The organism is Halomonas elongata (assembly GCF_029081005.1).
GTDB classification, from domain to species: Bacteria; Pseudomonadota; Gammaproteobacteria; order Pseudomonadales; family Halomonadaceae; genus Halomonas; species Halomonas elongata_B.
The window spans coordinates 1-26,204 of sequence record NZ_JAJQTQ010000012.1; the positions used below are offsets into that span (position 1 = coordinate 1).

Below are 26,204 nucleotides of genomic sequence, written 5' to 3' on the forward strand. Positions count from 1 at the left end.
TACCCCTCGTCGTATCGGTTCCTCATAAAAACACCCCGAAGGTTGGAGTGGGTGTCCAACTTTCGGGGTGCAGTTCAATCATGGCGGGGCGTCGTCGTTTCGGGCGGCATGGCGAAACGTCTCCTGCTCAGTTCGCTCCACCATCGTTCTCCATGGCGCCGGCACTTTCCATCGAAGGCTCGCCATGCCCATAGCGTTCATGGCGCCGATGCTCGCGGAAGGCATCCAGCAACCGGGCATAGCGACGCGGCATGCGGCTGCCGCGCCGGGTCACCAGATGCAGTGTCTCATGCACCGGTTGTGGCAACGACAGTTCCTTGACCTGGCGCTGCCAGGGCGATGTCTCGAGGACCAGCCGCGACACCACGGTAAAGCCCAGGCCGCGTGCCACGGCATCCAGCACCATGCTCACTTCGTTGGTGAACCCCTGGCGTGGAAAGTGGCTCATGGACCGGAACTCTCCCGGAAAATTGCAGCGCAGCAGGGTATCGGCGTGGTTGACCCCATCCGAGTAACTGATGAAGCCGATGCCCATCAGGTCCGCCAGGCCGGTGCCGGCAAAATCCGCCGGCACCACCAGACACAACGGCTCCTGATGCCAGACCTCGCAGTCCACTTCGGGATGCCGAACCGCCTCGGTGACGATCCCCAGATCATGGCGCCCGGCGAGCACGTCGCTGACGATCTCGTGGTTGAAGGCAAAGCTGTAGCTGACCGTCAACCCCGTGTACATCTGCTGCTGACCAAGGATGAAAGGATAAAGCATCAGGCCGACGCTCCCGGGAGACGCCAGTCGACACTCACCGCTGTCGAGGCTCTCGTCGTCCAGGGAATGGCGGAATTGCTCGTGCTCGGCAAACAGCTTCAGGGCATAGTCGTAGGCACGCCGACCGGCCTCGGTGAGCGCGAATCGCCGCCCCTGCCGCTCGAGCAGGGAGCGCCCGAGGTACTGCTCGAGCTTGCGTACATGCTGGCTGACGCCGGGCTGGGTCATTTCCAGGCGACGCGCCGTTCGCGTGAAACTGCCCGTCTCGACCAGGGTGATGAAGGTGCGGAAGTATTGGGCGTTGAACATGGCGCGTCACGTCGCTGTACGGAGAACCGGCGAGGTCATTCTATCAGTTGGTGGGCATGACCGCAGCGCTTGCACCGGCTGTGCAAGACTTCGCAGTTGGCTCGGCCCGGGGGCGCCGGGGCCCGGACCTGCAAGCGAAGCAGGATGCGATAGCGATGCAGTGTATCGGTAGCGCCCCTCGCTGACCTGTCGACGGAACAGCCTCGAGCGCAACAACACTAATTGCGATAGCCCTGACCCACCGAGGCCGTGATAGCATCGCTGATATGCAGACCGCTTTGCCATGATCGGCGAAGCCGGGGGAACGCCTCTGGCGCGCTCCCTTATTCATCCTCGCGACACGGACGCCCCGAATGGCCGATACCATCTCCAGCACCATCTCGCCGGAAGGCAGCCTGGAAATTCTCTCCCAACAGGAAGTCAACCGCCTGCACGACACCTCGCGCAGCGGCTTGCACGAACTGTTGCGCAGCTGCGCGCTGGCCGTTCTCAACTCCGGGAATCCCACCGACGATGGCCTGGCGTTGATGGAGACCTATCCGGATTTCGATATCGAAGTCATCCAGCAGGATCGCGGCGTGCGCCTGAAACTCACCAATGCCCCCGCCGAAGCCTTCGTCGACGGGCGCATGATTCGAGGCATTCGAGAGCACCTCTCCTCGGTGCTGCGCGATATCGTCTACGTCTACAACGAGATCCAGACGCGTCGGCGTTTCGACCTGGGCAGTGCCGACGGCACCACCAATGCCGTCTTCCACATCCTGCGCAAGGCCGGCACCCTGAAGCCCAGCCGAGACCCGAGCCTGGTGGTCTGCTGGGGCGGCCACTCGATCTCTCGCGAAGAGTACGACTACACCAAGGACGTGGGCTACCACCTGGGGCTGCGTGAACTCGACATCTGTACCGGGTGCGGCCCGGGCGCCATGAAGGGCCCCATGAAAGGCGCCAACGTCGCTCATGCCAAGCAGCGCCGGAGCGAAGGACGCTATCTTGGCGTCTCCGAACCCGGCATCATCGCCGCCGAAGCCCCCAACCCCATCGTCAATGAACTGGTGGTAATGCCCGACATCGAGAAGCGCCTCGAAGCCTTCGTCCGCCTGGGGCACGGCATCATCATCTTCCCCGGCGGGGTCGGCACCGCCGAGGAAATCCTCTACCTCCTCGGCATTCTGCTGCACCCGGACAACGACGACATGGAGCTGCCGGTCATCCTCACTGGCCCCGCCAACTCCGCCGACTACTTCAAGCGCATCGACGAGTTTCTGGTCTATACCCTCGGCGAATCGGTACGGCGGCTGTATCGCATCATCATCGACGACCCGGTGGAAGTGGCCCGCGTCATGCGCAAGGGCATCGACAACGTCGGGGAATACCGCCGCGCTCGCCAGGATGCCTTCTACTTCAACTGGCGACTCACCGTGGTCCGGGATTTCCAGGAGCCTTTCGAGCCCAGCCACGACAGCATGGCCGCGCTGGCCCTGCATCGACAGCAACCGGTTCACGAGCTGGCGGCCAACCTGCGACGCGCCTTTTCCGGTATTGTCGCCGGCAATGTCAAGGAGCGCGGCATTCGCCTCATCGAGGCCAACGGCCCCTTCCGGCTCAGCGCAGAACCCCAGTTGATGGCACGCCTGGACGACTTGTTGACGTCCTTCGTCGCCCAGGGCCGCATGAAACTCGCCGGCGAATACGTGCCCTGCTATACCCTCGGGTAAGAGTGAAGAGTGAAGAGTGAAGAGTGAAGAGTGAAGAGCAGGTTAGCCCCAGAGCCTGGGGCATCAAAAGGGTTTTCTTCCCTCTTCAAGGCGCGAAGCGCCGTTCTTCGCTCTTCCAGCGGCGTCAGCCGCGTTCCGTGCCTTATTCCTTCCCCTTCGGGGCTGGCTTCCACCACATCCCCAGGGCATGCAGCAGCAATCCCAGCGTCGCACCATGCGACACCAGCAGCGGCCAGCCGCTCCAGGCGCCGAACAGCGCATGCCAGATGCCCATGGCCAATAGACCCACCACCAGACAGGCCACGAGACGCCGCATCAAGGCAGGCAGCGTGGCACGCGACTCGGCGGGCAACAGCCACCATTGGAAGACGGCGAGCGACGCCACGGCGACCCCGCCGATCGACATCAAGGCCAGATGGGTATCATGGCCACCGGAAAGGTAACGCGGCACGCTGACCAGCATCAGGATCAGCAAACCGGTCAACAGGCTGCAGCGCTCCGGTGAGGCCGTCACGCTCAGGCTACCTTGAGCTGCTGGGACTCGATCCACTCTTCTGCCCAGGGCAAGGCAGCATCATCGGCCATGAAGGTTTCCATCGCATCCACTTCGAGACGCTCGCCGAGACGCTCGGCTCCTTGCCCCTGAAGCACCTCGTCGAGGCAGCGACCGGCACCGCAGAAAGAGTCCACATAGGAGCTGTCGCCCATGGCGATCATTCCGTAACGCAGGCCGACGAGCCCCGGACTCTTCGCTTCCAGCTCGCGAACGAAGGCGACGAGGCTGCCCGGATAGTCGCCGCTGCCAGTGGTCGAGGTGCAGAACAGCGCCAGATCCGTCGGCGAACCGACCAGGTCATCCAGCGTCGGCTGATCGAAGATCGACACTTCATAGCCGGCCTGTTCGAACAGTGGCGCAACCTGTTCGGCCACATCCAGGGCACCGCCATATACGGTTCCTACGAAGATCTTGAGCATGGGCATGTCGCGAAGCTTGCCTTGGAAATTCAGCCGGATCGTAACATGTGAGCCCCGACGCCGCACGCCGCACGCCGCACGCCGCCGGACATGCTGGCATGCCCGAGGATCGCGTATACTCACCCGGGTTATCGACTCAGTGGAGGAGACATGCAACACGCCTTCGACGCCTGGATCACGCCCATCATGATCGGCGGTCTCATGCTGTTCATGGGGTTCATCATCTGGGACCTGGCTCGCAAGTCTGGAGCGGGCCGTTTCGGCACCATCATGCTGTTCGTGGTACTCGGCGGCGGGATGCTGGCTTATCTGATCAAGGTGGTGATTACCTGGTCACTGGAGCACGGCACCCTCTAGGGGGGGGCTGATTCAAATAGCACGAAACTTGTCTCGAAATCCGTCTTTCTCGCGACGATCGGCCAAATCCGACAGGCTCCTGACACGCACAGGCGAAAACGCCGCCATTTCACTGGAAATGACGGCGTCCGTTGCATGGCTCGATGCGAGGGGGCGACGGGATCAGCGTTCGTCGCCAGCGTACTCCTCGACCTGAGACTTGAGTTTCTGGCCGGGCCGAAAGGTCACGACGCGACGGGCGGAAATCGGAATTTCTTCCCCCGTCTTGGGATTGCGTCCCGGCCGCTCGCGCTTGTCTCGGAGGTCGAAATTGCCGAAACCGGACAGCTTGACCTGTTCATTCTCGCGCAAACAGCCCCGGATCTCCTCGAAGAAGGACTCCACCATGGACTTTGCCTCGCGCTTGGAGAGGCCAAGCTCGGCGTGCAGGTGTTCGGCCAGCTCGGCCTTTGTCAACGCACCCATGTCGCTTTCCTCACGCTGTGGTGGCCGAGCCAGTTCCTGCTTCATGAGCCGCCTCGAGATCCTCACGCGCGCAACTCGGCACCCAGGTGCAGACGCGACTCCTCGACGATGGCATCGACCAACTGGTTGATTTCATCGTCATTTAGCGTGCGCGAAGGATGCTGCCAGGTCAAGCCCAATGCCACGCTCTTTCGTCCCTCCGGCACGCCCTTGCCCTGATAGACATCGAACAGGTGTGCCTCGACCAGCCATTCCCCGGCCTGAGCGCGCAGCGTATCCAGCAAGGCCTGTACCGGTTGCGCCGCGTCGACCAGAAAGGCCAGGTCGCGTCGCACCTCGGGATAGCGGGACAACGGCCGAAATGCCGGTATGCGGCCATGGGTCAGGGCATCCAGCCGAACCTCGAAAAGCAAGGCATCCACCTTGAGGCCCAGCCGGGAACGCACTGCCGGATGCAGCGTACCGATCCACCCGGCTTCCTGACCACGGTACATCACACGAGCGCTCTGCCCGGGATGCAGGGCCGGATGTTCACCAGGTTCGAAGCGCCAGGCATCCGGTTCCCCACCCATCTCGATCAGGCTTTCCAGATCTCCCTTGAGATCGAAAAAGTCCACCCTCTGTTTGCCGCCGCTCCACCCTTCGGGTTCACGACCGCCACAGACCAGCGCACCAAGCATCGGTACCTGATCGAGATCATCGAGCTCGCCCCGGAACACCAGGCCCGTTTCGAACAACCGGACGCGGTTCTGCTGACGATTGAGGTTGTGCTCGAGCGCCCGCACCAGACCGGGAAAGAGGCTGGCGCGCATCACCGACAGATCGCTGGAGATGGGGTTGGCCAGCACCGGCGACACGGCTTGAGGCAACAGAGTTTCCTGCAGCTCCGGCGCCACGAAACTGTAGGTCACCGCCTCGAAGTAGCCTCGCGAGACCATGCGGTGACGCAGGGCGGCGAGCGGCGTACGCGCTTCGTGATCCGGGCGAGGCCCGAGATGCGCACGAGGATGACGTGCCGGCAGCTTGTTGTAGCCGTGGATGCGTGCCACCTCCTCGATCAGGTCTTCTTCGATGGCGATATCAAAACGCCAGCTCGGCACCCTGGCCCGCCAGCCCTGGTCGACGCCCTCGACGGTCATACCCAGACGTTCGAGGATCTCACCGACCTCGTCGGCGGGCAGTTCCTTGTCCAGGGCCTGATCGAGCCGCCCGCGGCGTAACACCACCTCGCGATCACTGGGCAGTCGCGATGCGTCGGCGACCTCGATCAGCGGGCCGGCTTCGCCCCCGGTAATTTCCAGCAACAGTGCCGTGGCACGTTCAGCGGCTTCCCGGGCGAGAGCCGGGTCGACGCCACGCTCGAAACGATGCGAGGCATCGGTATGCAGCCCATAGGCACGGGCCTGGCCAGCCACCGCCAGCGGCGAGAAGTGAGCCGCCTCGAGAAAGATGTCTCGGGTCTCGACGCTCACCCCCGAATGCTCCCCGCCCATGACACCGGCGATGGCCAGGGGGCCGCGCTCGTCGGCAATGATCAGGGTGTCGTCGTTGAGCGTGATGGCCTGGCCATCGAGCAGCACCAGCTGTTCACCCTGGCGGGCCCGACGCACCACCACGGCACCATCGAGGTTGGCACGATCGAAGGCATGCAAGGGTTGACCGAGCTCGAGCATGACGTAATTGGTGACATCGACCACCGGATCGATGGCGCGCACGCCGCCACGACGCAGGCGCTCGACCATCCAGAGCGGCGTCTCGGCCGTGACGTCGACGCCCTTGATCACCCGACCAAGGTAGCGCGGGCACCCTTCGGCGTCCTCGACACGCACCGGAAAGGTCTCATCGTGAACGGCTGCCACCGGGTCGATATTCGGTCCCGAGATGGGCAGGCGATTGAGCACGCCGACCTCACGGGCCATGCCCTTGACGCTCAGGCAGTCGCCCCGATTGGGCGTCAGATCCACCTCGATGGTGCTGTCATCGAGCGTCATGTAGGCGCGAAAGTCTTCACCGACCGGCGCCGCGGACGGCAGTTCAAGAATACCGGCGGAGGTATCTTCCTCCAGCCCCAATTCGGAGGCGGAGCAGATCATGCCGCGGGACTCGACGCCACGCAGCTTGGCCTTCTTGATCTTGAACCCCTCAGCCGTGGAGTCACCGGGCAGCACGGCGCCGACCCGGGCAAAGGCCACCTTCTGCCCCTCGGCAACATTGGGGGCACCACAGACGACCTGCAGCCGTTCGCTGCCATCATCAACCTGGCAGACATTGAGCTTGTCGGCATCGGGGTGCGGCGCCCGCTCGACCACCTCGGCCACCACCACGCCATCGAAGGCCGCCGCCACGGGCTCGATCCCGTCCACTTCGAGGCCGGCCATGGTGATCTGATCGGCCAGTGCCTGAGTCGACAACGCCGGAGAGACCCATTCACGCAGCCACTGTTCGGAAAATTTCATGACAAATCCTATCGCTGTGCTCTCTAGGAGTATCGCAGTCGGCAACACGGCGTCGGGTCATCGACAGGTCTACGAGGAGGCGCTGCCCTCTCCTCGGGCGCTACCTACCTGCGGAGCTCTCGCGTCCCGCTCCGCTTGCAGGGCCAGTGCTGGCCATCCAAGGCCAGCCCGTTCGGAGCCGTGCTCCTCACCCTGCGCAGGACCTCCTCCACGACCTGTTCCCGCCCCTACGCATCAAGCCTGACGACAATGCTCCCTGGCTGTGTACTGGTGACAATCAGGCAAACTGCTGCAAGAAGCGCAGATCGTTGTCGAAGAACAACCGCAGGTCGTTGACGCCATAGCGCAGCATGGCCAGCCGCTCGGCCCCCATGCCGAAGGCAAAGCCCGTATAGCGTTCGCTGTCGATACCGGAGTGACGGAACACTTCCGGATGCACCATGCCGCAGCCCATGACTTCCAGCCAGCCACTGTGGGAGCAGACTCGGCAGCCGCCGCCGTCACACATCACGCACTGGATATCGACCTCCGCCGAGGGCTCGGTGAAGGGGAAATAGGACGGACGAAAGCGCACGGCCAAATCGTCACGCTCGAAGAAGGCATGCAGGAAGTCCTGGATAGTACCTTTCAAGTCGGAAAACCGGACATCCTCGTCGACCAGCAGGCCTTCGACCTGATGAAACATCGGAGTATGCGTCAGGTCGGAATCGCTGCGATAGACCCGCCCCGGGCAGACGATGCGAATCGGCGGCTCGGTGCTCTTCATGGTGCGCACCTGAACCGGTGACGTATGAGTGCGCAGCAGTCGGGTGGCATCGAAGTAAAAGGTATCGGCCATGCCCCGCGCCGGATGGTGGGCGGGAATATTGAGGGCCTCGAAGTTGTGGTAGTCGTCCTCGATTTCCGGCCCGACCGCCACATCGAAACCGACATGGGTAAACAGCCCCTCGATGCGTTCCAGGGTCCGGGTCACCGGATGCAGACCGCCGCCGGGCTGGCCACGCCCCGGCAGTGTCACATCCAGTGTTTCGGCGGCAAGCCGTGTTTCGAGGGCGGCCTTCTCGAGCGTCTGTTTACGCTCATCGAGTTCAGCGGCCAACGCCTGCTTGGCCTGGTTGATACGCTCCCCCGCGGCCGGACGCTCTTCCGCCGGCAGCTGGCCCAGGCCCTTGAGCAGCGCGGTGATCTCGCCCTTCTTGCCGAGATAGCGCACGCGCAGCTCATCCAGCACGGCCATGCTTTCGGCGGCCTGGATGGCGTCGCGGGCCTCGGCGACCAGAGTGGGAAGGTGGTCCATCCGTTGATGCTCCGAATTCTTGATCCCGTCAGCGCCGACCGATGCCCTGCTGTGCGGACAGCCTCGACGCGACCGGGTGTCGCATGCAAAAAAACAGGGGAAGAGCGGCTGCTCTTCCCCTGCGACGATCATCGGGGCGGCGCTTCGCGCTCGGCTGACAGCGCACCCTTTCGATCCCCTTTACTGGGCAGCCTTGGCCTTCTCGACGATGGCGGCAAATGCTGCCTTCTCGTTGACGGCCAGATCGGCCAGCACCTTGCGATCGATCTCGATCCCGGCCTTTTTCAGACCGCCGACGAAACGGCTGTAGGACAGGCCATGCTGACGAGCACCGGCGTTGATACGCTGGATCCACAGGGCGCGGAACTGGCGCTTGCGCTGGCGGCGGTCACGATAGGCATACTGACCGGCCTTGATGACGGCCTGCTTGGCTACGCGAAAGACGCGCGAACGGGCACCGTAGTAGCCCTTGGCCTGCTTGAGAATTTTCTTGTGACGGCGACGAGCGACGACACCACGCTTGACACGAGTCATGGCTTACTCCTGACGTTGAAGAATTGCGACCAAGGGTTACAGGTTCGGCAGCATGCGCTGCACGAGCTGCTTGTCGGCGTCGTGGATCTGCTTCATACCACGCAGCTGACGCTTACGCTTGGTGGACTTCTTGGTCAGGATGTGACTACGGAACGACTGCTTGTGCTTGAAGCCGTTGGCCGTCTTCTTGAAGCGCTTGGCAGCGCCGCTGTTGCTCTTGATCTTCGGCATGAGTTGAACTCCGCTCGAGGTTTTTGAGAAAACCCGGGGCCGATGGCAGGCACAACACCTGCCACCCGTTTGACTGGCCGCCGGGTCACTTCTTCTTGGGGGCAATGATCATGATCATCTGACGTCCTTCCATCTTGGGGAAGGACTCGACGGTACCGATCTCCTCGAGATCGGCGGCGATGCGCTCCATCAGCTTGCGGCCGATGTCCTGGTGGGCCATTTCGCGACCGCGGAAACGCAACGTGACCTTGCCCTTGTCGCCACCTTCGAGGAAACGCGTCAGGTTCTTCATCTTGACCTGATAGTCACCCTCGTCGGTGCCAGGCCGGAATTTGACTTCCTTGACCTGGATCTGCTTCTGCTTCTTCTTTTGCGCCGCCTTCTGCTTCTTCTGCTCGAAGACGAACTTGCCGTAATCCATGATCTTGCAGACGATCGGATCGGCATTGGAAATCTGCACGAGATCCATACCAGCCGATTCGGCACGCTCCAGCGCATCGCGAGTGGGCATGATGCCCAGCTGCTCGCCATCGCTATCGATCAGGCGCACCTGCTCATCGGTAATTCTCTCGTTCATCGGGGGACGCTTTTCCTGCGGGCGTCCTCTGGGGTTGCTTCTCTTGATGGTTCCGTCTCCACTTCAGTCTTGGAAGATGTCGCTAGCGCCGCTCGGCCTGAATCCGGTCGATGAAGGCATCCACCGTCATGGTGCCGAGGTCCTCGCCACTGCGCGAGCGCACGGCCACCGAGTCGGCTTCGACTTCCTTATCTCCCACCACCAGGAGATAGGGGACCTTCTGCAACGTATGCTCGCGGATTTTAAAGCCGATCTTCTCATTCCTCAAGTCCGCCTTGACTCGCAAGCCCTTTTTCTGCAAGCGCTGCTCGAGGGAAATGGCATAGTCACGCTGCGAATCGGTGATCGTCAACACCACAACCTGCTGGGGTGCCAACCACAACGGCATCGCGCCGGCATAGTGCTCGATGAGGATGCCGATGAAGCGCTCCATCGAGCCGACGATGGCCCGGTGCAGCATCACCGGCGAGCGTCGATCGCCATCCTCGGTGACATACTGGGCACCGAGGCGCACCGGCATCATGAAATCGACCTGCATGGTACCTACCTGCCATTCGCGCCCCAGGCAATCCTTCATATGATACTCGATCTTGGGGCCATAGAAAGCACCCTCGCCCGGCAACTCCTCCCAGTCGACGTCACAGGTGCGCAGCGCACCACGCAGCGCTTCTTCGGCACGATCCCAGACCGCATCATCGCCAAGCCGCTTTTCAGGACGCAGGGCAATCTTGACGGCAATGTCCTCGAACCCGAAGTCGCTGTAGACCTGCAGGGCCTGGCGGTGGAAGCTGGTCACTTCGGATTCGATCTGCTCTTCGGTGCAGAAGACATGACCATCGTCCTGAGTGAAGGCGCGCACCCGCATGATGCCGTGCAGGGCACCGGAAGGCTCGTTGCGATGGCACCCGCCGAATTCGCCGTAACGTACCGGCAGTTCACGGTAGCTGCGCAGGCCGGAGTTGAAGACCTGCACATGTCCAGGGCAGTTCATCGGCTTGAGCGCGTATTCGCGCTTCTCCGACTCGGTGAAGAACATGCCATCGGCATAATTGTCCCAGTGGCCGGACTTCTTCCACAGCGACACATCCATCACCTGGGGACAGCGGATCTCTTGATAGCCGCCGTCCTTGTACACCTGGCGCATGTACTGCTCGACCACCTGCCACAGCGTCCAGCCACGCGGGTGCCAGAATACCATGCCCGGCGCCTCTTCCTGCATGTGGAAGAGGTCAAGCTTGCGTGCCAGCTTGCGATGGTCGCGTTTCTCGGCCTCCTCGAGACGCTTGAGATAGGCCTTGAGTTGTTTCTTGTCACCCCAGGCAGTGCCATAGATTCGTGTCAGCATGGGGCGCTCGGCATCACCCCGCCAGTAGGCACCGGCCAGTTTGGTCAATGTGAAGGCCTTGAGGTGACGGGTATTGGGGACATGGGGCCCCCGACACATATCGGTGTATTCCTGGTGATGATATAGACGGATCGTCTCCCCTTCCGGAATCTCCCGCACGATCTCCTGCTTGTAGGGCTCGTCGCGGTGCAGGAAGGTCAGCATCGCACGATCACGGTCGACGTACTCACGGACGACATCGTAACCGGTCTCGATCAGCGCCTTCATGCGCGCCTCGATGGCCTCGAGATCCTCGGGCGTCACCGAGCGCCCGAAGTCGATATCGTAATAGAACCCATCCTCGATCACCGGGCCGATGGCCATCTTGGCGTCCGGATAGAGCTGCTTGACCGCATGGCCGATCAGGTGGGCACAGGAGTGACGAATGATATCCAGCCCTTCGGGGTCGCGGGCGGTGACGATCGCCACTTCAGCGTCATGGTCGATGACATCCGCTGCGTCCACCAGCTCGCCATCGATACGGCCAGCCACACAGGCCTTGGCCAGGCCGGTACCGATGCTCTCGGCCAGCTGCATGATGGAAAGGGGTTCGTCGAAGGATCTCTGGCTGCCGTCCGGCAGGGTCACGATGGGCATGATGAAGCGATTCCTTGTGCACAGTGGTGATCCATACCAGGGATCACATGTCGCGAGAAGATTGGGTTGCCTTGAGCGACGCTAGCCTACCAGACGCCCTGCCGACGGCGCCATGGGTGGGCCAGATCGCCAATGAAAAAGGCGCCCGAAGGCGCCTTTCCGACTCTAACCGCGCCCCGGCGGATGCCGAGGCGCAACGGTCGACTCAGGAGGGGATCACTCCCACTCGCCGAGCTCGACGCGACGGTTCTCGGCACGGCCAGCCTTGGTGTCGTTGCTGGCCACCGGCTGCTCTTCGCCATAGCCGATGGTGGTCATCCGATTGGCAGCGATGCCCTGGCTGGCCAGGAAGCTTGCCACGGAATCGGCACGACGCTGAGACAGATCCTTGTTGTAACCGGCCGGACCGACGGAATCGGTGTGGCCTTCGATACGCACGCGGACGTTGTCATTGGCGCGCAGCTTGGAAGCCACGTCGCTCAGGACAGACTCGGCCCCCATGGTCAGGCGGGCAGAATCGAACTCGAAGTTGACGTCCTGCAGCACCAGGTCCTCGACGCAGCCCAGGGCATTGACCTCGGCACCTGCCGGGGTACCCGGGCACTGGTCCTGATAGTCCGGCACGCCGTCACCATCGGAATCCACCGGGCAGCCCACGGCGTCGACAGCGACACCGGCCGGGGTACCCGGGCACTGATCCTGATCGTCCGGCACACCATCGCCATCGCTGTCACCGACGGGAGCCGGGCCCTTGTTCGGCTCGGCACACAGCAGTGCAGCCGCCGTGGCACCGACAGTACCACCGATATAGGCACCGGTATCCTCATCGTCGTCCTTGACGGCGCTGTAACCGATACCAGCACCGATCAGGCCACCCGCCACGCTGCAGACAGCGGGGTGCTTGTACCAGGCACGATCAGACGCTGAGCTATCGCCCATGCCGGAGGATTGAGACGCCGAACTGGCGCAGCCGGACAGACCGACCACCAGCGCGGAACCGAGCAACAAGCCAGTCGTTGATTTTTTCATGTAAGACTCCTTCTTGACACAAATCTAGCGGGGCCAGCATAGGCTTAGCCATCCAGCGAGTCCGATGGTATGGCCAACCAGAGACGGAACTTGTCCGTCCATACCGACCAAGAAAGCACGAAATCGCGATCTCGGCCAATCAACGCGTGATGACTCGGGACTCCATCCTCTTATCAGTCATCTACGTCGCGATTAGCAGCTTGCCGGAGACTGAGTCACCTTTCAATCGAAAAACGCACTGGAAAGTGTAATACATTGTTTTGTTTAGGTCATTCAAATCAATGCAAAGCGTCCGGCCAGTCGCGCCGAAACTGCAGCACACTCACGGCCGCTTTCATGACGGCATCACGCCACTCACCCTCGACTTTCAGGCGTTCACGATCCTCGTGAAATCGCGCCTTGGGGCTCAGAGCCTGGCGCGCCGAATGCGTGTGAAGATGACGGGTTCGTTCATGCACCTCGGCAAATGCCAGAAACTCCGGTCGCGACGTCAACGACGGATCGAGAATATCCAGCAGTGTCTTGCAACGCCATGCGCCCTCCGTGATATCGACCTGCCCCTGCTGCAAGGCATTGGCTACCAGCTCGAGATTCTCCAGACAATTATCATGTGCCCGGCGCAGTTCTTCCTCGCGAAATGCTTCGCGACGTCGGACCTCCCGCCACAGGGTGACGGCATACGCCCCCAGGCCGGCAACGACGGCCAGGGCCAGCCCGAGCAAGATCACGGCGGTGGTATTGGTCATGAAAGGATTCCCGTTACGTCCAGCATTCAAGCGATAAAGACGCTCATTCTAAACCGCCCCCTTCGGACGACCAACCCATATCACCGTCACTCGGGCCCCTTGACGCCGAAAGCAAGGGCCCGCTGCCATCCGCCCCCCGTCCCGGCATCTCCGGACGCCGTCGGGATTCAAGGCCCCCTTCCACGTCAGGCCCACCAGAATCCGGCATAGCCATCCAGCAGCAGGACGACGAAGACGCCCAGGATATAACGAATGGAAAACCAGAAAGCCGCGAGGGGCGCCTTCGGGTCACGACCTCGCCACACCCGACCGTTCCACCACATGAAGCGTGCATTCAGCGCCGTCACGCCTAGCAGATAGATCCATCCGCTCATGCCGATGGCAAAAGGCAGCAAGGTCACCGAGACCGTCAACCAGCCATAGAGCCATACCTGAAGACGCGTGAAAGCGTCGCCGTGGGTCACCGGCAGCATCGGGACGCCGGCACGTTCGTACTCGTCGCGCTTGTGGATGGCCAATGCCCAGAAATGCGGTGGCGTCCAGGCGAAGATGATCAACACCAGCAGCAACGGCTCGGGACCGAGCTGGTTGCTCACCGATGTCCAGCCCAGCAGCGGAGGCGCCGCACCGGCCACGCCACCGATCACGATATTCTGTGGCGTGGCTCGCTTGAGGAAGGCGGTATAGATCAGGGCGTAGCCGATCAAGGAGCCGAAGGTGAGCCAGGCCGTCAAGGGGTTGACGCCTTCATGCAGCACCCCGACCCCCGCGACCGACAGCAGCGTTGCCCACCCCAGGGCCAGTGGTATCGACAGGCGCCGGGTGGCCAGGGGGCGCGACGCCGTGCGCAGCATCAGGGCATCCAGGCGACGGTCCACGACATGATTGAACGCCGCGGCGCCACTGGCAGCAAGCCCGATGCCGATCAACCCCAGCACCACCTTGTCTAACGGCGGTATCGGCCGCGCCAGCAACATCCCCACCAGACTGCAGACCAGCATCACCGACACCACACGCGGCTTGCCGAGGGTAACGAGATCACGCCATAGCGGCATGAGCGTTTCCCGGGTCACCGGCCGAGCATCATGCATGCATCAACTCCCTCGTCGTTATCGACGGCAATGACCGGGGCATGGACTGCCCCCACCGCCACTGCCAGACCGCCAGCAGCGTCACCACCACCAGCACGGCTGCGCCCGCCGTATGCAACAAGGCCAGCCAGAGCGGCAGCCAGAACAGTACATTGGCGATACCCAGTGCCGCCTGCAGCAGGCAGGCGCCCCCCATCAACCCCAGCCAGGGGGATACCTCGCGGTCACGACGATGCCGCAGGGCGAGCCCCAGCAGGCACAGGAACAACGCCGCTCCCCCCAGACGATGGCCGACCTGGATAGCGCTTCGAGCCTCGGCGTGCAACTGCCCATGCAGATAGTTGGGTCCCACCGTCTGCGTCAGGTGAAACCCTTCTCCCCAATCCATGCTGGGCCACCACTGGGCATTGCAGGTAGGGAAGCCCTGGCAGGCAATACCGGCATAGTTGCTCGAGGTCCAGCCACCGAGAGCCAGCTGCAGGACCAGAAGCGCCAGCGCTGCCCCCCACAATGGCGTCAGGCGTCGCGGCTGACGTCGCGATCTGCCTGGTATCACCAGGCGCCGAAATCGCAGGTACAACCAGAGGAAACCGCCCATGACGGCCATGCCCCCCAGCAGATGCAGCGTCACCACCTGGGGCCACAGACGGAGCGTCACGGTGAAGGCACCAAAGGCGCCCTGCACCAGGATGAGTGTCAGCAACCCCAGCGAGAGTCGCCATGGGACTCCATCGTGATGCCTCAGGCGCCTGGCCAGCACCACCACGGCGATAACCAGCAACCCCAGCGAAGAGGCCAGGTAGCGATGCAGCATCTCCATCCATGCCTTGGACGTATCGAACGGCGCATCGGGCGAGTGCGCCAGGGCTCGGGTCTCGTCCGGCACCACCCACTGTCCATAGCACCCAGGCCAGTCCGGACATCCCAGACCGGCATCCACCAGACGCGTCCAGGCACCGGCCAGCACCACCAGAGCGGCAAGCAACATCCCCAGCAGACTCAACCAGCGCAGCCCATTCAACCTTGCCCGGTACCGCTGATCTCGCATGCGTCCCTCGTGCATCCTCCATCCCTCCCATCACTCGTCACGCAGACGTGCCATAGGTGGCTCGGGATTCAGTTCCAGCAGGCGCTCGATGTCCTCCAGCACATTCGACGCCTCTACGCCCTCGCCATAACTCAGCACCGGCCGGCCAGCGGGATCGAGAATCCAGAGCGTCCCGGGTTCCCGCCAGACCGGCATATCTCGCCACGCCACGACCGATTCGCCAGGTAACGCCTTGCTCTCCGCCCCGCCGATGCGCAAACGGCTGACCCGATGAGCATCACGCCCCAGGGCACGATGCAGCCGCCACCAGCGGTCAGCCGATTCGCTGCAATCACTCACGCAATCGAAGGCCATCAACCAATCGTCGGCCCCCTCCTTCTCCACCTGGCTCAATGGCCAGTCGGACAACGTCGGGATATCGGGATGCAACGTGCCGTGGGCGGTGCGTTCATCGGGGATGCCCAGCCGCCACTCGACCATGCCCCATGCCATCGCCATGGGCAGGGCGAACACGGCAAACAACGCCAGCAGCTTGAGTCGGGAACGAACAATATGGGCATCGGTCATCGGCGTGTCTCCTTGTTCTCGGGCGGGTGCCTGGGTCGATCACGGCTCAAACGCCGAGCACCGATGATCATTACCACCATCGCCGCCAGCGCCAGCCCCCACCATTGACCGGCATAACCGAGATGACGCGACGGCGGCAACACATTCGGACGCCACCAGGACGTCAAGTGCCCTCCGCCTTCTTCCAGATGCAGCCAACCGGCGTGGGCGAAACCTCCCAGGGACTCCCAGGCACCGAGGTCGATGCGCTGCAGGCGCTTGCCCTCCCGATTGGGCCCGAAGAGAGGCGCCGACTCCCCATCCACCTGCCAGCGCCCCTTCAGCGTCACACGGCCATCCGGCGTCGACACGCGCGGCGTTTCCCGACTCGGACCGGTGGGCATGAACCCCCGCTCCACCAGCCACAGGCGCCCATCGTCGCCGCGCAAGGGGGTCAGGGCTGCCACGCCGAGTCGTTCACCGTGAATGCGGTTATCGAGAAACAGCGTCTCATCCGCCAGGTACTCTCCCGTCACGGTGATCTGCGCGCCATTGGGCGGTATGGCCTCGGGTGCCACCATTCGAGGGGCAGATTCGAAGCGCGCCAGCAACTCGCGCTTGTCGGCGGCACGTTCCCACTGCCATAGTCCGAGTCCGAGTCCGAGAATCACCAGACAGGCCCAGAACCCGAACCAGATCACCAGGCGACGGCTGGACCGAACCCGTGTGGAAAATCTCGTCATGGAGTCCGACATGCTTCTCAAGGTCCTGATCGCCCTCGTCTTCGTTGCCATGGTCGCGAGTCTCGCCGCCGGTGCCGGCTTCCTGCTCAAGGATGGCGGTCGTTCGCGTCGCGTGCTCATTTCCCTCAAGCTGCGTGTCTGTCTGGCCGCCCTGCTGCTGGTACTGCTCCTGTACGGTTTCTATGGCGGAAGCCTCGCCGGCTGATGGCACCGAGCCTCATCGGCTCAGAAGACATAGACGAAGGTAAAGAGACCAATCCAGACCACATCCACGAAGTGCCAGTACCAGGCCGCCGCTTCGAACCCGAAGTGATGCTCCTCGGAAAAGTGCCCGCGTTGTACCCGTGCCAGGATGGCGATAAGAATCAGGGTGCCGACGATCACATGGGCGCCATGAAAGCCTGTCAGCAAGAAGAAGGTTGCGCCGTAGATCCCCGCCTGCAGGGTGATGCCGTAATGGACGTAGGCCTCCCGATACTCGAGGCCTTGAATCGCGATGAAACACAGTCCCAGCAGCACGGTCAGCGTCAACCAGTGGCGTGCCGTATCGCGGTGCCCTTCCTTGAGGCCTTCGTGCGCCACCGTCAAGGTGATGCTGGAACCCACCAGAATCAGGGTATTGACCAGCGGCAAGTGCCAGGGACTGAAGGTCTGATGAGGCCCCTGAATGGCCGTGTCCGGCGGCTCGAGCAATGGCCAGGAAGCCGTGAAATCGGGCCAGAGCAGCGCAGCGACTCCCTTGGCCCCCTCACCGTCGAGCCATGGCAACGCGAAGGTCCGGATATAGAACAGGGCGCCGAAGAACGCGGCAAAGAACATGACCTCGGAGAAAATGAACCACCCCATCCCCCAGCGGAAGGAACGATCCATCTGGGCATCGTAGAGGCCCTGTCGGGATTCATGAATCACGTCACGGAACCACAAGGCCATCACTGCCAGGATCCCGATCAGACCGATCACCATGATCGGCATACCGGAAGAACCGTGCACCAGCACCACGCCGGTACCGATCATCATGGCACCCAGTGCCAGGGAACCCAGCACCGGCCACTTGCTCGATGCGGGTACGTAATAGCTGCCACCGCTCATGCATCACCTCCTAGCGCTTGTGTCCCGTTTTCCCGGGACGGTCCCGCGTCCTGCCGATAGAGGGTATAGACCAGCGTGACCGTCTTGATGTCGTCCGGCAGGTCCCGCGTCAACTGGAAGACCAGGGGCGCCTCGAAACGCTCGCCCGGTGCAAGTCGTTGATTCTGAAAACAGAAGCACGCCAGCTTGCGAAGATGCAGCGACGCTTCCGAGGGCGACACGCTGGGCACCGCGCGGGCCACACTAACCTCGTCACCCAGGTTCTCGAACGTGAAGTCAACCTCGGCACTCTGTCCCGGATGTACCCGGACTTGACGGGTATGCGCCTCCAGCGACCACGGCAACCCGGAACTCCCTCGGGTGATGATCTGCATGGTCACCACTCGATCCTGGTCGGCGGCTTCGTGAACCAGCGCCTGGGCCTGGTTCGAGGTCTTGCCATTGAGCCCGGTGACCTGGCAGAAGACGTCGTACAAGGGCACCAGGGCAAAGGCGAAGACGAACATCCCGGCCAGCGCCACCAGGGTCCTCGCCACGGTCCGCCTTATACCCTTGCGCGTGTCTCCGCTATGTTGCCCCGTCATGCATGCCTCCCGGCGTCAGCCATCAGTGCCGATCCGGCTCGAAGCGGGGCGGCGTCTCGAAGGTATGCAGCGGCGCCGGGCTCGGGACCGTCCACTCGAGATCCTCGGCACCGTCCCAGGCCTTGGCCGGCGCTTTCTCGCCACCGCGCACGCAGAGCACCACCACCGCCACGAAGAGCAACTGCGAGATCCCGAACATGAAGGCCCCGATACTGGTAATCATGTTGAAGTCGGCAAACTGCAGGGCATAGTCCGGGATCCGCCTCGGCATGCCGGCAAGCCCGGCGAAGTGCATGGGGAAGAAGGTCAGGTTCACGCCGATCACCGACAGCCAGAAGTGCCACTGCGACAGGCGCGTATGGGGATAGTGACCGGTCCACTTGGGCAACCAGTAATAGACCCCCGCCATGATGGCGAACACTGCCCCGGGCACCAGCACATAGTGGAAATGCGCGACCACGAAATAGGTATCGTGATACTGGAAGTCGGCCGGCGAGATGGCCAGCATCAGCCCCGAAAAGCCACCGATGGTGAACAGCACCACGAAGGCCAGGGCAAACAGCATCGGCGGTTCGAAGGTCAGGGAACCTCGAAACAGGGTAGTGATCCAGTTGAACACCTTCACCCCGGTAGGCACGGCGATCAGCATGGTGCTGTACATGAAGAACAGCTCCGCCACCAGAGGCAGGCCCACGACGAACATGTGATGAGCCCAGACCAGGAAAGAGAGAATCGCGATGGACGCCGTGGCATAGACCATGGAGGCATAGCCGAACAGGCGCTTGCGGGCGAAGGTCGGGATGATCACCGAGACGATGCCGAAGGCCGGCAGGATCATGATGTAGACCTCCGGGTGTCCGAAGAACCAGAACAGATGCTGGAAGAGCACCGGGTCCCCCCCACCGGCGGCATTGAAGAAACTGGTGCCGAAATTGATGTCCAGCAACATCATGGTGATCACCCCGGCCAGTACCGGCATCACGGCGATCAACAGGAAGGCGGTGATCAACCAGGTCCATACGAACAACGACATGTCCATCATGCGCATGCCTGGCGTCCGCAGATTGAGAATGGTCGCGATGATATTGATGGCACCAAGGATCGAACTGATGCCTGCCAGGTGCAGCGAGAAGATGAAGAAGGTCGTGGACGGCGGCGCATAGGTGGTCGAGAGCGGCGCATAGAAGGTCCAGCCGAAATCGGGCGCCCCGCCCGGCATTACCAGGGTGGAAAGCAGCAACGCAAAGGCCACCGGCAGCAGCCAGAAGCTGAAGTTGTTGAGACGCGGCAATGCCATGTCGGGGGCGCCGATCTGCAATGGCACCATCCAGTTCGCCAACCCGACGAACGCCGGCATGACCGCGCCGAACACCATGATCAGGCCATGCATGGTGGTCATCTGATTGAAGAACTCCGGCTGCACCAGCTGCAGGCCGGGCTGAAACAACTCCGCCCGGACCACCATGGCAAAGATGCCACCGATGAAGAACATGCTCAGCGAGAAGATCAGATACAGGGAACCGATCTCCTTGTGATTGGTGGTCAGCAACCAGCGCTTCAGGCCTCGCGGCCCGTGATGGTGCTCGTCCGCCGCCATGCCGCCGGCATCGGCCTGACTATGCTGGGCGGTGGGTCTGGGAGGCAGGTGCGAAGCCATGGTCTATCCCCCTCGGTATCCGTCATCGAGAAAAGCGTGCGCCCTATTGTTCGTCGAGCAGCTCGGCAATATCCGCCGGCTGTATGGCCTCGCCGGTTTCATTGCCCCAGGCATTACGCTCATAGGTAATCACCGCGGCCAGCTCCACCGCGTTCAGGGTGCTGCGGAAGGCCGGCATCGCCGACCCGGACACACCGTTGACCACGGTGTCAATGTGGTAGTCCGGATCCTCCAGCATTGCCTGATTACCGGCCAGTGCCGGGAAGGCCGGCGGGCTTCCGGAGCCGTCGGGCTGGTGACAGGAGGCACAGATCGTGCCATAGACCTGCTCGCCCCGTTCCATCAACTCATCCAGTTCCCACTCGCGATCCACACCCAGTTCGGCCTGAGCGGCGGCCTCCTTGCGCTCGGCCAGCCATTCGTCGAAACGCTCGGGCTCTACCGCCCTGACGACCACCGGCATGAAGGCGTGATCACGACCGCACAGCTCGGCACACTGGCCGCGATAGATCCCCGGCTCATTGATACGTACCCAATTCTCGTTGACGAAGCCCGGCACGGCATCCTGTTTGACGGCAAGGTCCGGTACCCACCAGGAATGGATGACATCGTCCGACGTCATCAGCAGGCGTACCTTGCGATCCACCGGCAGCACGAGTGGCTCATCGACCTCGAGCAGATAGTTCTCGTCCTTCGCGCTCTCCCCGCTGACCTGGGAGCGAGATGTCGCCAGATTGGAGGTAAAGGCGACGTCCTCGCCGAGATAGGAATAACGCCAGCGCCATTGCTGGCCGGTGACCATGACGTCCAGATCGGCCTCGGAGGCGTCATACATCGTCTTGAGCGTCGCGGTAGCGGGAATCGCCATGGCGACCAGGATCAGGATCGGAATCAGGGTCCAGATGACTTCCACGGTGGTATGTTCGTGGAAGTTGGCAGCCTTGGCACCACGCGACCGGCGATAGCGAAACAGCGAATAGAACATCGCGCCGAAGACAACGACGCCGATGACGACACAGATCCAGAAGATCGTCATGTGCAAAGAATGAATCTCGCGACTGACATCGGTGACACCGACCGGCATGTTCCAGCCATTGGCCAGCACACTTCCCGACAGCCCCGAGCAGGCGGCCAATCCCGCTGTCCACACTCGCCGCATGCGCATCGCCTCCTCTCGAACATTGTTGTTGTATTAGCCGCTACTTGATCGAGTATAGAAGAGCCTCGGCATTCGTCACGGACCGCTCTGCTGCGGGCTCATAAACGCGGCTCTCAACGATCTGACAACCGAGCGGCCCTATCGGGCGGCCAACGACGCCACCAGGGCGATCAACAGCACCAGTGCCAGGCCCATCAAGATGCCGGCGATGATGAAGTGCGAGGCCCGACCCCGCGAGAAGTCCTCGTGTCGGCGGCTCTCCTTCTGCACCCCGAAGAAGGCCGCCAGGACCGATTTGATCACTCGCCACATTGCCCACCTCCATCGATGCGTACCGTTTCCTGACTCTTGACCCCAAGCTTTTTTGTCTGAAAAGTCGGCGAGCGATGGTCAGACAAGGCAAAAATCGACGAAAAGACGGAGTTTACGCCGTGTAAATGAGTATTTTGAGTCGATTTTTAACGCTGGATGAGCAAGCGCAGCCAGTTTTCAGACAAAGCGTAGACCATCCGGGCATCGCTGTACCCGATGATGGCAACGCGAAACACATCAGTTCAGGCCAAGGAGTCGCGTGATCAACGGCAGGAGAAAGGCGGTCAGCAGGCCGGTCAGCCCCATCGAAAGACCCGAGAAGGCGCCCGCCACCGCCCCCAGACGGGCAAAGGAATGAGCCGTTCCGAAACCATGGGCCGACAAGCCCATGGTGAAACCCTGCACCGCCGGGTCGGTGATCCTCAGTAGACGAAAGATCCCCGGTCCGAGGGCGCAACCGATGGACCCCGTCAGCAATACCAGTCCCGCCGCCAGCGACGGTATTCCCCCGATCTGCTCGGCGATCCCCATGGCGATGGGGGACGTGACAGAACGTGGCGCCAATGACAGCAAGGTTTCGTGTCGAACGCCGAACAGCATCGCCAGACCGATGGTGCTGGCCACCGCCGTCACGATACCCGCGACACAGGCCAGCAGCAGCGGCCCCAACAGGCGTCGGACACGCTCGCGGTGATCGTAGAGAGGGATCGCCAGAGCCACCGTGGCCGGCCCCAGCAGGAAGTGGATGAATTGAGCCCCCTCGAAATAGGTGGCGTAATCCATGTCGACCAGCAGCAGGAAACCGATCAGGATCGCGATGGACAAGGTGACCGGATGCAGCAAGGGCGTCCCGCCCAGCGCACGATTGAGACGTACTGCCACCATGAACGCCAGCAGCGTCACCAATAACGACAGCAGCGGGTTGCCGGAAAGATAGACCCACAGCTGATCCAGGGCCGCCACATTCATGCTCTCCCCTCCTCGCTACCTTCACGCCTGCCCCGGCGCTGCAGTCGCGACAACACCCAGGCGGTCACCGCCAGGGTAACGGCCGTGGACCCCACCAGCGTCACCACGATCGGCAGCAGGTCGGCCCCGATCAAGGTGCCATGCACCATCAGTCCGACACCCGCCGGCACGAACAGCAATGTCAGGTAACGCAGCAGACCTTCACCGGTCACCCTGAGACTCGACGGCACCTTGCCCCTCGCCATCAAGGCCGCAAGCAGAATCACCATGCCGATCACCGGCCCGGGTACCGACAACGCCAGCCCCCGTGTCACCAGTTCCCCCAGCATCTGGCATGCCAGCAGCATGCTCATCCCCATGATCAATGGCATCCTCGCCTCCCGACTCATCGCCTCGTTCCACAATGAGGTATTGTGGCAAAGCCATGCAGCCGGACACCATCCTGGCGCCATTGGCCAAGCAATTGAAACAAAAGCGCAAAAGGGGCTTTTCATTTGGTCATGAACGCGCTAGTATACGCCTCGTTCTCGGGGAGGCCTCAGGCACCAAGGGTCGATCGAGGAATGAAATCGGAGCGTGGCGCAGCTTGGTAGCGCGTTGCAATGGGGTTGCAAAGGTCGCTGGTTCGAATCCAGTCGCTCCGACCAGAATATCATGTAAAACCGCCACTCACGGGTCATGCCGAGTGGCGGTTTTGCGTTGGACGAGAGCTTCTCCCCGATGATGGCCCTGTGCAGACCCTGCCGAGCACCCGCATCATCACCAATACCCTGAAACGGCATCGGCTTGCCCCATATATGTCCCATGTGCCTCAGTGTTATACTGAATTCAGGAGACTGTCGGGGTCTTCGATAGCCTCCTGAACCCGGCAGGAGCCCGCAGATGGGAACCCCAGGACACGATCTCGCCAGCGAACCGCGCGCCCTCATGCGCGCCCTGGGAGACTACCGCACGCCACGCATCACGCGCAGCATCATCGAACTGCTGGTCACGCTGATTCCTTTCGCCCTGCTCTGGATCCTCTCCTGGGCGGCACTGAACGCCGGCTACTGGTTCGGCCTGATGCTCACCCTGCCCGCCGCGGGCTTTCTCGTACGCCTGTTCATGATCCAGCATGACTGCAGCCATGGCGCCTTCTTTCCCTCGAGGCGTGCCAATGACTGGGTCGGACGGGCGATCGGCGTGCTGACCTTGACGCCCTTCGACTTCTGGCGCCATGCCCACAGGCACCATCATGCCCATTCCGGCAACCTCGACCGTCCGCGTATCGGTGGCATCGACACCCTGACGGTAGAGGAATTCCGCGCCCTGCCGCGCAACAAGAGGCTGCGTTACCGGCTCTATCGTCACCCCTTCGTCCTCTTCGCCCTCGGCCCTGCGTATTTGTTTCTGCTGGACAATCGGTTGCCGGTGGGCTTCATGCGCGCAGGCTGGATGCCTTGGCTGAGCACCATGGCGACCAATGCGGCAATCCTGGTCCTTGTCGCCGCCATGATGTGGCTGGTGGGCATCGGCCCCTTCCTGCTCGTGCAGCTGCCGATCACGCTGATCGCCGGCACGATCGGGGTCTGGCTCTTCTATGTCCAGCACCAGTTCGAGGATACCTTCTGGGAGCACGACCCCGACTGGACTTTCCAGGAGGCGGCACTGCACGGTAGTTCACACTATGACCTGCCCGGCATCTTGCGCTGGTTCACCGCCAACATCGGGGTGCACCATGTCCATCACCTATGCACCCGCATCCCCTTCTACCGCCTGCCGGATGTGCTGCGCGACCATCCCGAACTCCGGGGTATCGGCCGTCTTACCCTATGGCAGAGCCTTGCCTCCGTGCGCCTGGCCCTGTGGGACGAGGAGAAGCACCGATTGGTGAGTTTCAGGGAGGCGAATGTCTGAGAAGATGGCAGGCGATACACGCGAACCCGAGAGCGACGCAATGCTATACTGGGTATACATATAGGAAAAGTCCATGAGCGGCTGCTCAGCGCGCCATGTACCATGGCAGCGAGTATTTCATTTTCGTTGGTACAGGTGGCACCCATGCAAGATATACACCGCCTCGAGGTTGGCATGACCACGCAGATCGGCACGCATCAGATCGAGAAGCCTGAAGTCGGCAAGGAATACGTGCGAGGGTTCGATTCAAACACCTGGCTTCTGTTCACCGAAGACCTGGCCGAGGATCGCCCGGTTGTTGTCCGCATCGATAGCATCGAGGACGGGGTGTGCCACTGCACGGTCACAAGAAAACTGACCGACTGAATGAAGGCCATCCATTCAGCACCTGTGGCGTTCAGAGTCCCCGAGAACGTTTCCAGAAACACCGGTGGCCGTGCACGATGACGACATTTTCATCGCCAGGCACTACCCGAAAAGCCGACGGACGAAGACCAGGGCCCGCCCCCGGCGGGCCAACACCATCCCCGCATCCATGTAGGCCGCAAGGCAAGGCGAAAACCGGCGCCGAGTGCAGGCAGTTTCAGGGGTTAACGCCCCTGCGCACCTCGTCGCAACCAGTCATGCACGAAGGCGAGTTTACAGCGCGCGGCCTCCGACAGCACGAAGGGGTAGAGATCGGATAGCCCCATGGAGCGGTTGACATGATTGACGCCCACTGCGAGGGAAGTCGCCACATGGATCAGGCGCTCGGCATCCGGTTCCGAGTATGGGTCCCAGCCCGGGTTCGGCAGCTCAGGCAATGACAAGCCCGCGGCAACGAAGCTATCGGTAATATCGGTCAGATGCAGCAGATGCGCGGCGGTCTCGGCCCAGTCCTCATGCGGGTGCGCGGAAGCGTAGGCGGTCAGGAAGCGTTGTCTCCAATCGGGTGGAGGGCCGTCATGGTAGTAGCGCTGGAGCGCAACGGGGTAATCCGCCCGCTCGTCGCCGAACATGACGCGGAAGGCATCGAGGAAATCGTCGCGCAGACTAAGTCTCCACCAGAGCATATGCGCTATCTCATGGCGCATATGTCCAATCATCGTGCGGTAGGGCTCGTCGAGCGCTTGGCGTCGAGTGGCGCGCAGGACCGGATCAGCCTCCGCCACGCTGATCGTCACCACACCTTCGACATGCCCCATGAGCACGGGCGTCGGGCCCTCGGCAAGCAAGTGAAAGACGGGGCGCGCCCCCGGGTCCTCTGGCCGGAACCAGTGCCAGCGCCCCAGGTTGTCGAGCGCCCAACGCTTGGCAGCCTCAGTCTGTGCCCAGTTGGGGATAGCGCCGGGTATAGCGGTATCTGGAGCCAGCGCCGTCATGGCGCAGGATCGACAGAAGGCATCCTGAGCAGGCGCAATCCAGTTGCAACCGATGACATCCCTGTTGGCGCAGAAAGGCGGCATAGGCAGGAAGGCCCGTGCCTGGGGATCATAAGCAACGGGGGTGCCGTCGGCAGTGGCGAGGTTGTCGAACCAAAGTGATCCGGAACCGACTGGATTGGCAAAAACGCGCATACCGTATGGAACTCCGGAAGAACAGCAGGGCACAGGGCCCGAAAGTCATGAATTCATACTTCTCTTCTCCCGGACAGGTGTCAAATCATTTGGAACGCTGTCAGAGACCCTCTGAT

Annotated in this window: 29 protein-coding genes and 1 tRNA gene; 6 read left to right on the forward strand and 24 right to left on the reverse strand. The window is 62.2% G+C overall.

Annotation, left to right across the window (positions count from 1 at the left end):
- Positions 1-127 precede the first annotated feature (127 nt).
- Entirely contained in the window at positions 128-1,075 is a 948-nt protein-coding gene (locus LU493_RS10385) for a LysR family transcriptional regulator (RefSeq protein ID WP_275287728.1), read from the reverse strand.
- A gap of 353 nt (positions 1,076-1,428) precedes the next feature.
- Between LU493_RS10385 and ppnN the strand changes: the two genes are divergently transcribed.
- On the forward strand, positions 1,429-2,790 hold the full coding sequence (ppnN, locus tag LU493_RS10390) for a nucleotide 5'-monophosphate nucleosidase PpnN (RefSeq protein ID WP_275287729.1): 1,362 nt from the start codon (positions 1,429-1,431) through the stop codon (positions 2,788-2,790).
- A gap of 142 nt (positions 2,791-2,932) precedes the next feature.
- On the opposite strand, the gene LU493_RS10395 is transcribed toward ppnN, so the two are convergent.
- The gene (locus LU493_RS10395) at positions 2,933-3,304 is read right to left on the reverse strand and encodes a hypothetical protein (RefSeq protein ID WP_275287730.1); all 372 of its coding nucleotides are present in this window, start codon (positions 3,302-3,304) and stop codon (positions 2,933-2,935) included.
- 2 nt (positions 3,305-3,306) lie between these two features.
- Positions 3,307-3,771, reverse strand: a complete 465-nt coding sequence (locus LU493_RS10400; protein WP_275287731.1) for a flavodoxin domain-containing protein — start codon at positions 3,769-3,771, stop codon at positions 3,307-3,309.
- 144 nt (positions 3,772-3,915) lie between these two features.
- Here LU493_RS10400 and LU493_RS10405 point away from each other — a divergent pair, with 144 nt between their 5' ends.
- On the forward strand, positions 3,916-4,122 hold the full coding sequence (locus tag LU493_RS10405) for a DUF2788 domain-containing protein (RefSeq protein WP_275287732.1): 207 nt from the start codon (positions 3,916-3,918) through the stop codon (positions 4,120-4,122).
- Between the two features lie 162 nt (positions 4,123-4,284).
- Here LU493_RS10405 and ihfA read toward each other — a convergent pair whose 3' ends face one another.
- The 13 genes from ihfA to LU493_RS10470 all read right to left on the reverse strand — a co-directional run bounded on the left by ihfA (position 4,285) and on the right by LU493_RS10470 (position 16,866).
- Positions 4,285-4,587: an integration host factor subunit alpha gene (gene ihfA / locus LU493_RS10410; RefSeq protein ID WP_275287733.1), complete on the reverse strand. Its 303-nt coding sequence runs from the start codon at positions 4,585-4,587 to the stop codon at positions 4,285-4,287.
- A 62-nt stretch (positions 4,588-4,649) separates the two neighbouring features.
- Positions 4,650-7,043 carry a phenylalanine--tRNA ligase subunit beta gene (gene pheT, locus LU493_RS10415; protein ID WP_275287734.1) on the reverse strand — a complete coding sequence of 798 codons (2,394 nt, stop codon included), beginning with the start codon at positions 7,041-7,043 and terminating at the stop codon, positions 4,650-4,652.
- 277 nt (positions 7,044-7,320) lie between these two features.
- A complete protein-coding gene (gene pheS / locus LU493_RS10420) occupies positions 7,321-8,340 on the reverse strand; it encodes a phenylalanine--tRNA ligase subunit alpha (RefSeq protein WP_275287735.1) in 1,020 nt (339 codons plus the stop codon).
- Positions 8,341-8,520: 180 nt separating this feature from the next.
- Entirely contained in the window at positions 8,521-8,874 is a 354-nt protein-coding gene (gene rplT, locus LU493_RS10425) for a 50S ribosomal protein L20 (RefSeq protein WP_013332273.1), read from the reverse strand.
- A gap of 36 nt (positions 8,875-8,910) precedes the next feature.
- Entirely contained in the window at positions 8,911-9,105 is a 195-nt protein-coding gene (gene rpmI / locus LU493_RS10430; RefSeq protein ID WP_016854829.1) for a 50S ribosomal protein L35, read from the reverse strand.
- 85 nt (positions 9,106-9,190) lie between these two features.
- Complete coding sequence (gene infC / locus LU493_RS10435; RefSeq protein WP_275287828.1) at positions 9,191-9,730, reverse strand: translation initiation factor IF-3; 540 nt, start codon at positions 9,728-9,730, stop codon at positions 9,191-9,193.
- A gap of 34 nt (positions 9,731-9,764) precedes the next feature.
- Positions 9,765-11,663, reverse strand: a complete 1,899-nt coding sequence (thrS, locus tag LU493_RS10440; RefSeq protein WP_275287736.1) for a threonine--tRNA ligase — start codon at positions 11,661-11,663, stop codon at positions 9,765-9,767.
- 216 nt (positions 11,664-11,879) lie between these two features.
- Positions 11,880-12,692: an OmpA family protein gene (locus LU493_RS10445; protein WP_275287737.1), complete on the reverse strand. Its 813-nt coding sequence runs from the start codon at positions 12,690-12,692 to the stop codon at positions 11,880-11,882.
- Positions 12,693-12,970: 278 nt separating this feature from the next.
- Positions 12,971-13,438 (reverse strand): DUF2489 domain-containing protein, encoded by a 468-nt coding sequence (locus tag LU493_RS10450; protein WP_275287738.1) that lies wholly within the window; start codon positions 13,436-13,438, stop codon positions 12,971-12,973.
- A gap of 185 nt (positions 13,439-13,623) precedes the next feature.
- Entirely contained in the window at positions 13,624-14,529 is a 906-nt protein-coding gene (gene cyoE / locus LU493_RS10455; RefSeq protein ID WP_275287739.1) for a heme o synthase, read from the reverse strand.
- Complete coding sequence (locus tag LU493_RS10460) at positions 14,522-15,577, reverse strand: COX15/CtaA family protein (RefSeq protein WP_275287740.1); 1,056 nt, start codon at positions 15,575-15,577, stop codon at positions 14,522-14,524. The genes cyoE and LU493_RS10460 overlap by 8 nt, the downstream gene beginning before the upstream one ends.
- A 30-nt stretch (positions 15,578-15,607) precedes the next feature.
- Entirely contained in the window at positions 15,608-16,144 is a 537-nt protein-coding gene (locus LU493_RS10465; RefSeq protein WP_275287741.1) for a hypothetical protein, read from the reverse strand.
- Entirely contained in the window at positions 16,141-16,866 is a 726-nt protein-coding gene (locus LU493_RS10470; RefSeq protein WP_275287742.1) for an SURF1 family protein, read from the reverse strand. The genes LU493_RS10465 and LU493_RS10470 overlap by 4 nt, the downstream gene beginning before the upstream one ends.
- A gap of 10 nt (positions 16,867-16,876) precedes the next feature.
- Here LU493_RS10470 and LU493_RS10475 point away from each other — a divergent pair, with 10 nt between their 5' ends.
- Positions 16,877-17,071, forward strand: a complete 195-nt coding sequence (locus LU493_RS10475) for a DUF2909 family protein (RefSeq protein WP_275287743.1) — start codon at positions 16,877-16,879, stop codon at positions 17,069-17,071.
- A gap of 20 nt (positions 17,072-17,091) precedes the next feature.
- On the opposite strand, the gene LU493_RS10480 is transcribed toward LU493_RS10475, so the two are convergent.
- From LU493_RS10480 to LU493_RS10510, 7 genes are all read right to left on the reverse strand, one after another.
- Positions 17,092-17,955 (reverse strand): cytochrome c oxidase subunit 3, encoded by an 864-nt coding sequence (locus LU493_RS10480; RefSeq protein WP_275287744.1) that lies wholly within the window; start codon positions 17,953-17,955, stop codon positions 17,092-17,094.
- Positions 17,952-18,539, reverse strand: coding sequence for a cytochrome c oxidase assembly protein (locus LU493_RS10485; protein ID WP_275287745.1), 588 nt, complete (start codon positions 18,537-18,539; stop codon positions 17,952-17,954). The genes LU493_RS10480 and LU493_RS10485 overlap by 4 nt, the downstream gene beginning before the upstream one ends.
- A gap of 22 nt (positions 18,540-18,561) precedes the next feature.
- The gene (gene ctaD / locus LU493_RS10490; RefSeq protein ID WP_275287746.1) at positions 18,562-20,196 is read right to left on the reverse strand and encodes a cytochrome c oxidase subunit I; all 1,635 of its coding nucleotides are present in this window, start codon (positions 20,194-20,196) and stop codon (positions 18,562-18,564) included.
- A gap of 43 nt (positions 20,197-20,239) precedes the next feature.
- Complete coding sequence (coxB, locus tag LU493_RS10495) at positions 20,240-21,355, reverse strand: cytochrome c oxidase subunit II (RefSeq protein ID WP_275287747.1); 1,116 nt, start codon at positions 21,353-21,355, stop codon at positions 20,240-20,242.
- Positions 21,356-21,493: 138 nt separating this feature from the next.
- Positions 21,494-21,667: a DUF2970 domain-containing protein gene (locus LU493_RS10500; protein WP_275287748.1), complete on the reverse strand. Its 174-nt coding sequence runs from the start codon at positions 21,665-21,667 to the stop codon at positions 21,494-21,496.
- Positions 21,668-21,904: 237 nt separating this feature from the next.
- Positions 21,905-22,636: an LrgB family protein gene (locus LU493_RS10505; protein WP_275287749.1), complete on the reverse strand. Its 732-nt coding sequence runs from the start codon at positions 22,634-22,636 to the stop codon at positions 21,905-21,907.
- Positions 22,633-23,007: a CidA/LrgA family protein gene (locus tag LU493_RS10510; RefSeq protein WP_275287750.1), complete on the reverse strand. Its 375-nt coding sequence runs from the start codon at positions 23,005-23,007 to the stop codon at positions 22,633-22,635. The genes LU493_RS10505 and LU493_RS10510 overlap by 4 nt, the downstream gene beginning before the upstream one ends.
- 199 nt (positions 23,008-23,206) lie before the next feature.
- On the opposite strand from LU493_RS10510, the gene LU493_RS10515 reads away from it, so the two are divergent.
- The 3 genes from LU493_RS10515 (at position 23,207) to LU493_RS10525 (ending at position 24,898) form a co-directional block, all read left to right on the forward strand.
- Positions 23,207-23,283 (forward strand) — tRNA-Pro (locus tag LU493_RS10515).
- A gap of 235 nt (positions 23,284-23,518) precedes the next feature.
- Positions 23,519-24,532: a fatty acid desaturase gene (locus LU493_RS10520; protein WP_275287751.1), complete on the forward strand. Its 1,014-nt coding sequence runs from the start codon at positions 23,519-23,521 to the stop codon at positions 24,530-24,532.
- A 174-nt stretch (positions 24,533-24,706) separates the two neighbouring features.
- Positions 24,707-24,898 carry a hypothetical protein gene (locus LU493_RS10525; protein WP_275287752.1) on the forward strand — a complete coding sequence of 64 codons (192 nt, stop codon included), beginning with the start codon at positions 24,707-24,709 and terminating at the stop codon, positions 24,896-24,898.
- A gap of 224 nt (positions 24,899-25,122) precedes the next feature.
- Here the strand turns inward: LU493_RS10525 and LU493_RS10530 are convergent, their stop codons facing one another.
- Complete coding sequence (locus LU493_RS10530; RefSeq protein ID WP_275287753.1) at positions 25,123-26,088, reverse strand: zinc-binding metallopeptidase family protein; 966 nt, start codon at positions 26,086-26,088, stop codon at positions 25,123-25,125.
- Positions 26,089-26,204 lie beyond the last annotated feature (116 nt).

What these genes read in the sequence shown, in the direction of transcription:
- ppnN (WP_275287729.1), top strand. Translation starts at nt 1,429, where the DNA reads ATGGCCGATACCATCTCCAGCACCATCTCGCCGGAAGGCAGCCTGGAA.
- LU493_RS10405 (WP_275287732.1), top strand. Translation starts at nt 3,916, where the DNA reads ATGCAACACGCCTTCGACGCCTGGATCACGCCCATCATGATCGGCGGT.
- LU493_RS10485 (WP_275287745.1), bottom strand. Translation starts at nt 18,539, where the DNA reads ATGACGGGGCAACATAGCGGAGACACGCGCAAGGGTATAAGGCGGACC.
- LU493_RS10460 (WP_275287740.1), bottom strand. Translation starts at nt 15,577, where the DNA reads ATGCGAGATCAGCGGTACCGGGCAAGGTTGAATGGGCTGCGCTGGTTG.
- LU493_RS10400 (WP_275287731.1), bottom strand. Translation starts at nt 3,771, where the DNA reads ATGCCCATGCTCAAGATCTTCGTAGGAACCGTATATGGCGGTGCCCTG.
- LU493_RS10465 (WP_275287741.1), bottom strand. Translation starts at nt 16,144, where the DNA reads ATGACCGATGCCCATATTGTTCGTTCCCGACTCAAGCTGCTGGCGTTG.
- LU493_RS10480 (WP_275287744.1), bottom strand. Translation starts at nt 17,955, where the DNA reads ATGAGCGGTGGCAGCTATTACGTACCCGCATCGAGCAAGTGGCCGGTG.
- ctaD (WP_275287746.1), bottom strand. Translation starts at nt 20,196, where the DNA reads ATGGCTTCGCACCTGCCTCCCAGACCCACCGCCCAGCATAGTCAGGCC.
- LU493_RS10505 (WP_275287749.1), bottom strand. Translation starts at nt 22,636, where the DNA reads ATGAATGTGGCGGCCCTGGATCAGCTGTGGGTCTATCTTTCCGGCAAC.
- LU493_RS10470 (WP_275287742.1), bottom strand. Translation starts at nt 16,866, where the DNA reads ATGACGAGATTTTCCACACGGGTTCGGTCCAGCCGTCGCCTGGTGATC.
- LU493_RS10520 (WP_275287751.1), top strand. Translation starts at nt 23,519, where the DNA reads ATGGGAACCCCAGGACACGATCTCGCCAGCGAACCGCGCGCCCTCATG.
- LU493_RS10445 (WP_275287737.1), bottom strand. Translation starts at nt 12,692, where the DNA reads ATGAAAAAATCAACGACTGGCTTGTTGCTCGGTTCCGCGCTGGTGGTC.
- rpmI (WP_016854829.1), bottom strand. Translation starts at nt 9,105, where the DNA reads ATGCCGAAGATCAAGAGCAACAGCGGCGCTGCCAAGCGCTTCAAGAAG.
- pheT (WP_275287734.1), bottom strand. Translation starts at nt 7,043, where the DNA reads ATGAAATTTTCCGAACAGTGGCTGCGTGAATGGGTCTCTCCGGCGTTG.
- LU493_RS10525 (WP_275287752.1), top strand. Translation starts at nt 24,707, where the DNA reads ATGACCACGCAGATCGGCACGCATCAGATCGAGAAGCCTGAAGTCGGC.
- LU493_RS10475 (WP_275287743.1), top strand. Translation starts at nt 16,877, where the DNA reads ATGCTTCTCAAGGTCCTGATCGCCCTCGTCTTCGTTGCCATGGTCGCG.
- LU493_RS10510 (WP_275287750.1), bottom strand. Translation starts at nt 23,007, where the DNA reads ATGCCATTGATCATGGGGATGAGCATGCTGCTGGCATGCCAGATGCTG.
- pheS (WP_275287735.1), bottom strand. Translation starts at nt 8,340, where the DNA reads ATGGACCACCTTCCCACTCTGGTCGCCGAGGCCCGCGACGCCATCCAG.
- LU493_RS10500 (WP_275287748.1), bottom strand. Translation starts at nt 21,667, where the DNA reads ATGTGGCGAGTGATCAAATCGGTCCTGGCGGCCTTCTTCGGGGTGCAG.
- LU493_RS10385 (WP_275287728.1), bottom strand. Translation starts at nt 1,075, where the DNA reads ATGTTCAACGCCCAATACTTCCGCACCTTCATCACCCTGGTCGAGACG.
- rplT (WP_013332273.1), bottom strand. Translation starts at nt 8,874, where the DNA reads ATGACTCGTGTCAAGCGTGGTGTCGTCGCTCGTCGCCGTCACAAGAAA.
- cyoE (WP_275287739.1), bottom strand. Translation starts at nt 14,529, where the DNA reads ATGCATGATGCTCGGCCGGTGACCCGGGAAACGCTCATGCCGCTATGG.
- LU493_RS10530 (WP_275287753.1), bottom strand. Translation starts at nt 26,088, where the DNA reads ATGCGCGTTTTTGCCAATCCAGTCGGTTCCGGATCACTTTGGTTCGAC.
- ihfA (WP_275287733.1), bottom strand. Translation starts at nt 4,587, where the DNA reads ATGGGTGCGTTGACAAAGGCCGAGCTGGCCGAACACCTGCACGCCGAG.
- coxB (WP_275287747.1), bottom strand. Translation starts at nt 21,355, where the DNA reads ATGCGGCGAGTGTGGACAGCGGGATTGGCCGCCTGCTCGGGGCTGTCG.
- LU493_RS10450 (WP_275287738.1), bottom strand. Translation starts at nt 13,438, where the DNA reads ATGACCAATACCACCGCCGTGATCTTGCTCGGGCTGGCCCTGGCCGTC.
- thrS (WP_275287736.1), bottom strand. Translation starts at nt 11,663, where the DNA reads ATGCCCATCGTGACCCTGCCGGACGGCAGCCAGAGATCCTTCGACGAA.